This window comes from uncultured Oxalicibacterium sp. (genome assembly GCF_913776015.1).
GTDB lineage: Bacteria > Pseudomonadota > Gammaproteobacteria > Burkholderiales > Burkholderiaceae_D > Oxalicibacterium.
In genome coordinates, this window is sequence record NZ_CAJYMD010000013.1 from 1 (window position 1) to 11,102 (window position 11,102).

Here is an 11,102-nt window from a genome sequence, read left to right on the forward strand (position 1 = left end):
AGGCGAAATGCCATCGGGTTGTGGCGGTTGCGAACGTGCACGCGCTTCGTTTTGCGCATCCTGCTCCATCGTCAGGATGACTTTTTTCAAGCGCGCAGACTCCTTGCGATAACGCAAGGAGTCTGCGCGCTTGAAAAAAGTCATCCTGACGATGGAGCAGGATGCGCAAAACGAAGCGCGTGCACGTTCGCAACCGCCACAACCCGATGGCATTTCGCCTTACTGACCGGTCGTTCTTCGACCTCAATTTTTCTGAATGACGATCCATGGAATTTGAAACCTGGTGGCTGCTGGCCATTCCTGCCTTTTTCACGCTGGGCTGGATCGCTGCACGCGTCGATATCAAGCAGCTTGTTTCCGAATCGCGTACGCTGCCGCGTGGTTACTTCAAGGGACTCAATTTCCTGCTGAATGAACAGCCGGACAAGGCGATCGATGCCTTCATCGAAATCGTCAAGCTCGATCCTGAGACCGTGGAATTGCATTTCGCCCTCGGCAACCTGTTCCGCCGTCGCGGTGAAACCGAACGTGCGATTCGCGTGCACCAGAATCTGTTGACGCGCGCAGATTTGCCTGCTGACCAGAAGGTACACGCGCAGTACGAACTCGGTCAGGATTATCTGAATGCCGGGTTGCTGGATCGTGCCGAGGAAACCTTCAATCAGCTTGTCGATACACTGTATGGCGCGCAGGCCCGTCGTGCCTTGCTCGAAATTTATCAGCGCGAGAAGGAATGGCATCGCGCCATCGAGGCAGCGCTTGCATTGCAGGAATCCGGTGCCGGTGGTCGGCAAACCGAGATCGCACAGTTCTATTGCGAACTGGCGCAAGATGAACTGGTGCGCAGCGACAACGATGCGGCGATTACCTTGCTCGACAAGGCATTGAGTGCAGACCGCACCAATGTGCGCGCAACCATCATGATGGGCGATGCCTTGCTGGCAAAAGGTGATGCCGAGGCTGCACTGCTGACCTGGCGTCGCGTCGAGCAGCAGAGCGTGCCTCACGTTGCCTTGGTCGCGCAACGCATCATGGATGCCTATCGTACGGTGGAACGTCCGCAGGAAGGGATCAAGTTGCTGCGCTTCTATCTGGCCGAAGCCTCGTCCATCGACTTGCTGGAAGTCGTGTTCAAGGCCGTGCTGGAGCAGGAAGGTGTCGATGCTGCCAATCAGTTGGTGGGCGATGAGTTGCGCCGTACGCCGACCCTGCTTGGTCTCGACAAGTTGCTGGAAGGGCGCATGCTGAGTGCGCCACCGGAAATGCGTTCGGACTTGTCGATGGTGCAGAACCTCGTACATGGCTATACGCAGAAACTGGCGCGCTATCAATGCAGCCACTGTGGTTTCAAGGCACGTCAGTACTATTGGCAATGCCCTGGTTGCAGCAAATGGGAAACCTACCCCCCGCGTCGCACCGAAGAACTGAATGTCATGAATTAAAACTCCGGCACCAAAATACCAAAAATGCGGTAGTGCAAACGCATTCCTCTTTTGACTATAGTGCGGGACGGATCAGCAATGATCCGCACCAATCATGCAGTGCAATTCAATAAGGGGAACGGTATGTTGAAGAAATTATTGTTGTTGGTGGCAGGCACTTTGGCGGCAGTGAGCATGGCGTTTGCGGCTGTCGATGTTAATAAGGCGGATCAAGCCGCACTCGATAGCATCAAGGGGATTGGGCCGAGCATGTCGCGCGCCATTCTTGAAGAGCGCAAAAAAGGCAATTTCAAGGACTGGAACGATCTGCAGACGCGCGTAAAAGGAATTGGCGACAAGAGTTCCGACAAATTCTCGAATGCCGGTTTGACCGTCAACGGTCAACCGAAGCCGGGTGTCAAGGCCGATGCGAAGAAGGAAGAAAAGAAAGATTCGGCCCCGGTGAAAGCCAAAAAGCAGGATGACAAGAAATAAGAAAAATCGATGCAGTCTTCCATCCATTCGGGTGTCATCAAAAGAAAAAGCCTCGCGTTGCGAGGCTTTTTCTTTGTCTGTTTGAGCAAGACAGGCAATGCGGGCAAGTCGCGGGTCGATTAAAATGGTCGTTTTACCCAATCCAAGAACGCTGTCCGCCATGCAATATCTGACCATCGAAGACACGATCGGCAATACGCCGCTGGTGCAACTCAAACGCCTCAATTGCGAAGAAACCACACGTCGCAACAACATCATCCTGGGCAAGCTGGAGGGGAATAATCCGGCCGGTTCGGTCAAGGATCGTCCTGCGCTTTCGATGATCAAACATGCGGAGGCGCGTGGAGACATCAATCCCGGCGATACGCTGATCGAGGCGACCAGCGGCAATACGGGTATTGCGTTGGCGATGGCTGCAGCCATGCGTGGCTACAAGATGATTTTGCTGATGCCGGAAAACCTGAGCGAAGAACGACGTCAGGCGATGGCAGCCTATGGTGCACGTATCGTATTGACGCCCAAGACGGGCGGCATGGAGTATGCGCGCGATCTAGCCGATCAGATGCAGAAAAACGGCGAGGGCATTATTCTCGATCAGTTTGCCAATCCTGATAATCCGCGCGCGCATTACGAAACCACCGGCCCTGAATTGTGGCGTGATACAGGTGGCACCATTACGCATTTCATCAGCGCCATGGGAACCACCGGCACCATCATCGGTGTGTCGCAATATCTGAAAGAAAAGAATCCCGATATCAAGATCATCGGTGTGCAACCGGAAGAGGGGTCGCAAATTCCCGGCATTCGCAAATGGCCCGAAGCGTATTTGCCGAAGATTTACGATGCAAGCCGCATCGATCAACTCGAATACATCAGTCAGACGGTGGCAGAGCAGATGGCTCGTCGCCTGGCGATTGAAGAGGGAATTTTCTGCGGGATTTCCGCAGCAGGTGCATGCGAAGTGGCGATGCGGATTTCACAAACCGTGGAAAACGCCACGATTGCATTCATCGTATGTGATCGTGGTGATCGGTATCTTTCCACGGGCGTATTTCCGGCCTGATCCTGTTAGCGCCCAAACCAAAAAATTACGGACGCCTAGGCGTCCGTTTTCATTAGCTATTGTTCTGTGGTGCCGGGATTTCCGGTTTGCTTTCCACAGGATCTTTCGGTTTGAACTGCTTGTCGCTGATACGGAATTTGTCGCGACGATCACCCATCAAAATGCGAAGATCACGGATGCTCAAGTCACTGACTTCGTGCATGCGAATGAGCAACGACGCGCCAACCGGCAGACGGCGGTGACGAATCTTGCTGATCACCGGCGGTGCGACTTCCAATGCGCGCGACAGCGCAGCGTCATTTTTCAAATGCAGTTTTTCAATCAGCGAATCCAGCAGGTGGTTCGGGTCGTAATTGACTTGATCGGCTAATCGGTTACTGGTGGTCTGAGTATCCATAGTAGTCATATCTTTTCAGTTAAGGGTTCAAGGATGGTGAAGAGCAATCTTGCTTGCATTCATCGTCAGCAAAATTTTGGAGTCTTGTCATGAAGTAAAGTTGCAAAAAAAGCTTACTTTTTTGACATGGTTAAAAATTAACTCCCTGAGGCAAATATAGCAACAAGTTCCTGAAAGGCAATGCTGATTATTTGCTTTTTATAACCATTCTGAGCGTTTTTTGTTGCTTGGAGTTCCTTGGCTGCAAACTTTTCATTGTAAAAATTGCATATTCACAAACAAACACGCAATCGTTTGCTACGTAGTGCTACTTACCTTATGTATGGGATTTTTGTTGCACTGCAAGATGTTTTTATCACATTATTTTTCTCGGGAAAACAGGGATTTCCACCCTTCGACACCTAATTTGTGCATCGTTTCGATATTATGTTCATAGATCTGTTCTGCATTTGGAAATGCCGCAACGGCGCGATCAATACTGCTTTCCCGCAATAAATGCAGGATGGGATAAGGGGAGCGGTTTGTAAAGTTTGCACTATCGTCGATATCGGAATCGGCGAAGCAGTAGTTTGGATGAAAGCTGGCTATCTGAATGTCACCGCGCAAACCAAAAACATCGAGCTGCATCTCGGCGATATCGAGGAAGTCGTTGTAATCGAGGAAATCCTGCAATGTCAGAGGGGCAATGAGCAGCGTAGTATCGATGTCTTCTGGCGTACTTTGCTGTAAAAGCAGCAACTCGGTTTCGAGGTCACGCAGCAAATGATCGGTGTCGGTTGCTTCGCTGACGGTATAGCGAATCTGCTCTTTCACATGGACGGCCTTGGCGAATGGGCAGAGATTGAGGCCGATCACCGCGCGTTCCAGCCAGACGCGTGTGTCGCTGATGATGGTTTGCTTGTCGAGATTCTGTTGCATGGTGCGAAATGAAAAGAGGCTGAAGCCATCATTGTAAGGGGTGGCCTGGCGCGCTTTACTGTTGCAGTAGGGGACAGGCGTGGCGTGCGTCAGGCAGATCGGCTATGCTGGCGTCCGCTTTTTCCGGATTCGTCCGGATTTGCTTGTTCCCCCTTTTTCTTTTGGCTCTTTCTTTACACTTTCACGCGGTTTTCATGGCTCTCAAATCCACCATCTTCAAGGCAGATCTGCAGGTTTCCGACATGGATCGTCATTACTATGAACCGCATAGCTTGACGATCGCACGCCATCCTTCCGAGACGGACGAACGCATGATGATGCGGATTCTGGCTTTTGCCCTGCATGCCGATCCAGCCTTGAATTTCGGCAAGGGGTTGAGTGCCGATGACGAGCCCGATCTCTGGCAAAAGGATCTGACGGGCGCGATCGATGTATGGATCGAAGTCGGTCAGCCGGATGAAAAGCGCATCATGAAAGCGTGCGGTCGTGCCGAACGCGTGGTCATTTACAGCTATAGCGCTACCAGCCATATCTGGTGGGGGCAGACCTCCTCGCGCGTGGAGCGAGCGAAGAATCTCGAGGTGTATCAGTTGTCATCCGAGACGAGTCAGGCGCTGGGCCATCTGGCACAGCGCACCATGCAATTACAATGCACGGTGCAGGATGGTCAGGCGTGGATTACCGCAGACGACGCGTCGATTCCCGTGACCTTGACGACCCTGAAACCAGCCCAAGACAGCAATTGAAATTGGCATCGCATCCTGCCGCAGGATGCGATGCAACAACCCTTGCTCGTCACATCAGAAATTACGCTCGGTGCGCAAGACGCGACTCAATTCGTTGACCGACATCGCATAGAAGAAGCTGCGGTTGTATTGCGTAATGGCGAAGAAATTCGCCGCGCCCAGCCAGTACTCGGTCGGGCCGTCGCCATTCTGCAAATCCACCAATCCGAACGGCATATCGCGTGGCGTACCTGCGCTTGGCGTAATGCCGGCTGCCTGTAGTTCCGTCAGACTGTATTTCGCTTCCAGCCCTTGATTGAGAAAGCGTTGCCAGTCATCGCGTTTGTTGTCTACGCGGGCAGGGAAAGCTACGGGTTCGCCGCGTTTCCAGCCATGCTCCACTAGAAAGTGCGCCACGCTGCCAATGGCATCGACCGGAGAGTTGCGCAGATTGATATGGCCATCGCCGTCGAAGTCCACCGCATAATTGCGAATGCTGCCCGGCATGAATTGCGGCCAGCCGATCGCGCCGGCATAGGAACCGAGCAGAGTGAAGGGATCGATCTTTTCGTCACGCGCGAACAGCAAGGTGTTTTCGAGTTCGCCGCGGAAGTACGCCATGCGCGCAACGCGATTCGGCGTATCGGGGTAGGAGAACGCGAGCGTCGTGATCGCATCCATCACGCGGAAATTGCCCGTGTAACGACCATAGACGGTTTCGACACCGATGATGGCGACGATGATTTCGGCCGGCACGCCATACTGTTTTTCTGCACGTTGCAGATCGCTGGCGTACTTGTTCCAGAAAGCGACACCGCCCTTGATACGCACCGGTTCGACAAAACGTGCGCGATAGGCTGCCCAGTTTTTCGGCTTGCCTGGGGGCGCGGGTTTCATCAACTGGATCGCACGATCAACGTAGTGCACCTTGTTCATTGTTTCTTGCAATGCTTTGCGGTCAAAGCCGTGTTTCTTCACCATATCGTCAATGAAACCATCCACCTCACGCCATTGCGTGAAGTTGGCAAATTCATCGCCTTGCACGGGCGTGACCGTTTTGGAGGTGGTGACGGGAACGTTCGATACGGCAGTTTTTTCCGGCGTGGCGGAGGGTTTGTCCTGCTTGCCGGCTTCGGTGGTCGAAGCACACGAAGCGAGGGTCAGCAACGAAAGGAGAGAAAAGGCGGTCAGGACAGGGCGGACAAGCGGAGAAAATATCATCGAAGTCGTTTGAGTAAAGCGCGCAGCACAGTCGGTGTGACGGGCTGCTGTTGCGAGAATCGGTCGCCGTAGCGATAGGTTTCGTAGTGCATCAGGAACTGCTGCGCGGCGGTCTTGCGTTCACGGTTCAGAGTTGGTGCATTCCTCAGACGCTGTGCATAGGCACGCGGACCTTCGTGCAACAGACGTGGCAAGCCTAACTGTGCCATGCGTTTGCAAAATGCCTGATGCAATGCCTCGACCGGATCGCGTCGCTTGCGTTGCAGCAGCGCAAGCATTCCGGCAAACACCATCAGGACACCCATGCCTAGTGCAGCAAGCCACAGCATTTCCTGCCAATCGATGTTACCGAAGCCGAAGGCGTCGAGCAAACTCTTTTGACGTTCAGGCGTGTAACCGAGAATCCATTGGTTCCAGCTGTTGTTCACGGCTTCCCAATAAAAGCGGGCATTGCGCAGTGCCGTGTAAAAGCCGCCATCACCCTGAAGCAGCGCGCCGAATGCACCGGGCATGGTGCTGTCGGTCGTCATCGGTCGCTCAACGCGTTCCGGCGCCACGGCGGCAGTCGGGTCCACGCGCAGCCAGCCGCGGTTGGGCAGCCAGACTTCGGCCCAGGCATGGGCATCGGATTGCCGCACAGTCATGAAGCCATCCACCGGATTCATTTGTCCGCCCTGATAACCGGTGACGACACGTGCCGGTATGTCCATCGCACGCATGAGGACGACGAAGGCGCTCGCATAGTGTTCGCAAAAACCGGCGCGGGTGGTGAAGAGAAAGGTATCGACCGTATCGCCCGTCAGCAGCGGCGGTTCGAGCGTATAGCGGAAAGCCTGGGTGCGAAACAGGTTCAGTACGGCTTCGATTCTTGCGGTCGTGCCTGCATGGGTTTGTTTTAATCTGGCTGCCAGTGCAAGGGTTTGCGGATGTCGCGCCGTGGGCAGGATTAGCCAGTCGCGCATGGCATCGGCGCGGGCGTCGTCCTGCAATCGTGAGGCGGGATACGAACGCACTTCATAACGGATGCGGTCGGTAATCGGGCGCGTGGCAACAAGCTGGATGTCCGGCGTCATGCGCACGCGATTGCCGGGCACAGAAGGCGTCGCTTCAGGTAGCTCCAGCGCAAACAACCAAGGGTGGCGCGTGGCTTCCTGCGTGATTTCGTAACGATAGCCACGCCCCTCGTAGTGGTAGCGGATTGGATCTGCGTTTCGCCCTTGCGTGGCATCGCGTTGCCAGGTACGGCCGTCGTACATGCCCATGACGATTGCACGCCAGTAGAGTGCATCGCGCGGCGGTTCGCCGTCGAGAAAGCGGACGCGAAAGGCGATCTCGTCCGAGAGCGCGAGTTGTGCCACGCTGCCGGGCGACATCGTGCTGGATAGTCCGCTGCGTGCCATGCTGCCGGCATCCGGTGTTCCCCACAGCGGTCCCTGGATGCGTGGAAACAGCACGAACAAGACGATGGTCAATGGCAGGGCGATGGCAACGATGGTAGAGCCAAATCGCAAACGCTGGCCAAGCGGCGGCGCACGGTTGGTGTACTGGAAAGAGAGTTGCGCTGTCAGCAACAGCACAACAGTGCAAACCGTCAGGACGGCAGACGGCAGGCTTTGCGAATGAAAGAACGCGGCCAGCAGCAGGAAAAAGGCGAGGAAGATCACCACGAACAGATCGCGGCGTGCGCGCATTTCCAGCAATTTGAAAGCGAGTAGCAATACCAGCGTCGCCACGCCCGCTTCCTGGCCCCAGAACGTGCGGTACTGCAAATAAATTCCCGCCATGGCGCTCAGTGCCAGTGGCAACAAAATCCAGCGTGGCGGCATGCGATTGCCGCGCAAGGTGATCCATGCGCGCCATCCGAGCATAACGATGAGCGTGCCGCCGATCCACAGCGGCAGCACGATGCCGTGCGGTGCCAGCACCAGTGCGCAGGCGGCCAGCAACAGCAGGGTGTCGGCCTTGTCGCGTGCAAGCGGCCAGCCACGAAGTGCATGGCCAATACGAAATGCCGATTTGCGCTGGCTTTGAGCTTGGCCCTTGGATTGAACGCGCGGCTTCATGCGGAAAGCCCGAATGTGGCGAGCGCCTGCAGGCACGCATGCAAATGCACAGGGCCGTTTGCTGCTTCGAATCGTGTCGTGCCGAGCGCAAACGCATAGGGTTGTGACTGCGCTTCTGCCATCAGCAGCCAGCGCGTCATGCGCGCCAGTTTCTGTTCCGTATCGAGATTGTCGGGCAGGCTGGCATAGTCGAACAGCCAATGTCCACTGGCACCACCTTCGAACTGTTTGGTGACGAACGTTCCTTCCGGTTTGCGCGCAATCTGCCGCCATGCCATATGGCGCAATGAATCGCCGCTCTGATAGGCACGAATGCCGGCAAAATCGTCATGCCCGGCGAGTCCATGACCGGTTTGTCGGCCGCCGGAATATACGGGAAACGGCGGCTCGCCCGCTTCTGGTTGGGGGTAGACGAGCAAGCGTGCAGCCGGTTGCCAGTCGCTCCAGGCGCGTAGCAGACCGAGCGGAAATTGCGAGTGAATACGCAGGCGTGGCAATTGCTGCCAGCCGCGCCGTGAAGTCGGTATGCCCAGATGCATGCTGGCAGAAGACGAGCCTCCTACATCCGCCAACTGATCGATGCCCGGTGTTTTCCCGTTGAGAAAACTGATGTGCAATGCGTAACGCGGGTATGAGCGCTGGTTGTGTATATGCAGCGGAACATGCGCGGTCTCACCGGCAAAAACAGCTTGCGGATGTCCGGTGGCAAGCGACAGCTGCACCAGATTGCGATACGTCAGATAGATGCCGACCAAGCCACATCCCGCCAGCAGAAAAGTCAGCCCGAAGCCCAGGCTCAGCGAGTAATTGATCGCGCACAAAAACAGGATCAGGAGCATGACGCCATAGACCAAACCGGCGCGGGTCGGCAGGATATAGATGCGACGACGGTCGAGAAGTACCGTTTCGCTTGGCCGCCGGCGGTATGGCAAGAGCGATTGCAGCCAGGAAGAAAATCCCTGCACGTCAGCACCCGCGGCGCATCATGGTTGCGCGATGCTGTTCAAACTGCGACGGCATGCATGAGTTGCAAGACCATGTCGCGGCTGTTGAGCGCACTGCCACTGCCCGAACGAATCACACGCAGGCGATGAGCGGTGACGGGTACCAGTACGGCTTGCACATCTTCCGGAATGACGTGATTGCGTCCTTCAAGTGCCGCCCAGGCGCGTGCTGCCTGCAATAGCGCCAGCATGGCACGCGGACTCAATCCTTCGACGAACATGCCGTTCTCGCGTGAGGCCTGTGCCAGCGCTTGCAGGTAATCGACAAGCGATGGCGATATATGCATCTGTCGCAGTGCAGCTTGCGCATCCAGCAAATCCTGTGGCGTCATTGTCGCCGGCAGCGATTTCAGCAATACGCGACGGTCCTCCCCAAGCAGCAGCGCGCGTTCGGCTGCCGGATCGGGGTAGCCGAGCGAGAGGCACATCATGAAACGGTCGAGCTGCGATTCGGGAAGTGGAAACGTGCCGAGCTGATGCGAGGCGTTTTGCGTGGCGATTACGAAGAAAGGTTGCGGCAACGCATGGGTGATGCCGTCCGCCGTCACCTGCCGTTCTTCCATCGCTTCCAGCAGGGCCGACTGCGCTTTCGGCGTGGCGCGGTTGATTTCGTCGGCCAGCAATACTTGCGTGAAAAGCGCACCCGGATGAAACACGAAACCGTTCTTGTCGCGATCGAAGATCGAAATACCGACGATATCGGCCGGCAGCAGATCGCTGGTGAATTGCTGTCGATTGAATTGCAGGCCAAGCGACTGCGCCAGCGCATGTGCCAGCGTGGTTTTGCCGACACCCGGCACGTCTTCGATCAGCAGATGGCCGCCAGCCAGCAGACAGACGAGCGCCTGACGTATCTGCGTATCCTTGCCGACAACGATGGTGGCGACCTGCTGGGCAACCGCATGAAACTTCGCAAACATGAGTGACATTCCGTGGGGATGATCGGGCGTGCTGGCATAGGCGGCAGCAGGGCTGCCGGTATCGACATGATTCTATGCGAGATTTGCGCGCAGGTAACAAAGCGCACAAGCGGTGTGTGGCTAATCCTGCTTTTGCTTGCGCAGTACCATCCAGCCGGCGATGAGGGTAAAGCTGGCGACGATGCTAGCGACGATCCAGAACCCGAACGGATCTTCTGCCAGCGGCACGCCGCCCACATTCATGCCGAGCAGGCCGGCGATGATGTTGATGGGCAGCGCCAGTACCGTCACGATGGTCAGTACGAACAGGCTGCGGCTATTCTTTTCATTCACCTCGGCGGCGATTTCTTCCTGCAGCAGCTTGATGCGTTCCTGCAGCGCGCTCATGTCGTTGAGGACGACCGAGAATTCTTCCGTCGCCTGTCGCAATTCGCCCACATCGCGTTCCGCCATCCAGTGAGGCGGACGTTGCAGCAGACGGAACAGCGCCGCCGGTTCGGGCGCCAGCAGGCGTTGCAGGCGTACCAGAATGCGACGCAAGGTGCCGAGCTTGCCGCGTTGATGTTCGAGGCGTCCGGCCAGCAGGTTGTCTTCCGCTGTATCCACGCGCACCCCGGCTTCGCGCACGATGCGCACCAGCACATCGCCTTGATCGTGCAGCAGATGTACGAGTAACTCGACGGAGGACAGGATGGCGGCACCGTTGGCGACAGCCTGACGCAGGCGTTCGATGGATTTGAGCGGTGTGCGACGAGCCGTCACCACCACCTGACGCGTAACGCTGAGCCACAGGGTGGCAATGTCGGCCGAATCCAGTGAAAAGCTGTGCAGCACATCGTTGAGGACGGCGATCAGCGCGTCATCGGCGAGTTCGA

The 11,102-nt window shown here is 56.2% G+C and carries 11 protein-coding genes; 4 read left to right on the forward strand and 7 right to left on the reverse strand.

From position 1 onward, the window contains the following. Positions 1-266 precede the first annotated feature (266 nt). The 3 genes from lapB (at position 267) to cysM (ending at position 2,979) form a co-directional block, all read left to right on the forward strand. Positions 267-1,442, forward strand: coding sequence for a lipopolysaccharide assembly protein LapB (gene lapB, locus QZ725_RS02385; RefSeq protein ID WP_293776015.1), 1,176 nt, complete (start codon positions 267-269; stop codon positions 1,440-1,442). Between the two features lie 123 nt (positions 1,443-1,565). Next, the gene (locus QZ725_RS02390) at positions 1,566-1,916 is read left to right on the forward strand and encodes a DUF655 domain-containing protein (protein WP_293776016.1); all 351 of its coding nucleotides are present in this window, start codon (positions 1,566-1,568) and stop codon (positions 1,914-1,916) included. Between the two features lie 160 nt (positions 1,917-2,076). After that, complete coding sequence (gene cysM, locus QZ725_RS02395) at positions 2,077-2,979, forward strand: cysteine synthase CysM (protein ID WP_293776017.1); 903 nt, start codon at positions 2,077-2,079, stop codon at positions 2,977-2,979. A 52-nt stretch (positions 2,980-3,031) separates the two neighbouring features. Here the strand turns inward: cysM and QZ725_RS02400 are convergent, their stop codons facing one another. Both QZ725_RS02400 and QZ725_RS02405 read right to left on the reverse strand, forming a co-directional pair. Further along, positions 3,032-3,385, reverse strand: a complete 354-nt coding sequence (locus QZ725_RS02400) for a hypothetical protein (RefSeq protein ID WP_293776019.1) — start codon at positions 3,383-3,385, stop codon at positions 3,032-3,034. 351 nt (positions 3,386-3,736) lie between these two features. Beyond that, entirely contained in the window at positions 3,737-4,294 is a 558-nt protein-coding gene (locus tag QZ725_RS02405; protein WP_293776021.1) for a DUF1415 domain-containing protein, read from the reverse strand. A 194-nt stretch (positions 4,295-4,488) separates the two neighbouring features. Between QZ725_RS02405 and QZ725_RS02410 the strand changes: the two genes are divergently transcribed. Then, positions 4,489-5,040 (forward strand): YaeQ family protein, encoded by a 552-nt coding sequence (locus QZ725_RS02410; RefSeq protein WP_293776023.1) that lies wholly within the window; start codon positions 4,489-4,491, stop codon positions 5,038-5,040. A 54-nt stretch (positions 5,041-5,094) separates the two neighbouring features. On the opposite strand, the gene mltB is transcribed toward QZ725_RS02410, so the two are convergent. From mltB to QZ725_RS02435, 5 genes are all read right to left on the reverse strand, one after another. Further along, a complete protein-coding gene (gene mltB / locus QZ725_RS02415; protein WP_293776025.1) occupies positions 5,095-6,240 on the reverse strand; it encodes a lytic murein transglycosylase B in 1,146 nt (381 codons plus the stop codon). Further along, a complete protein-coding gene (locus QZ725_RS02420) occupies positions 6,237-8,303 on the reverse strand; it encodes a DUF3488 and transglutaminase-like domain-containing protein (protein WP_293776026.1) in 2,067 nt (688 codons plus the stop codon). The genes mltB and QZ725_RS02420 overlap by 4 nt, the downstream gene beginning before the upstream one ends. Continuing rightward, positions 8,300-9,268: a DUF58 domain-containing protein gene (locus QZ725_RS02425; RefSeq protein ID WP_293776027.1), complete on the reverse strand. Its 969-nt coding sequence runs from the start codon at positions 9,266-9,268 to the stop codon at positions 8,300-8,302. The genes QZ725_RS02420 and QZ725_RS02425 overlap by 4 nt, the downstream gene beginning before the upstream one ends. A 38-nt stretch (positions 9,269-9,306) precedes the next feature. Further along, positions 9,307-10,227, reverse strand: coding sequence for a MoxR family ATPase (locus tag QZ725_RS02430; protein WP_293776028.1), 921 nt, complete (start codon positions 10,225-10,227; stop codon positions 9,307-9,309). 120 nt (positions 10,228-10,347) lie between these two features. Then, the coding region (locus QZ725_RS02435) for a transporter (protein ID WP_293776029.1) at positions 10,348-11,102 on the reverse strand (755 nt) is incomplete at its 5' end.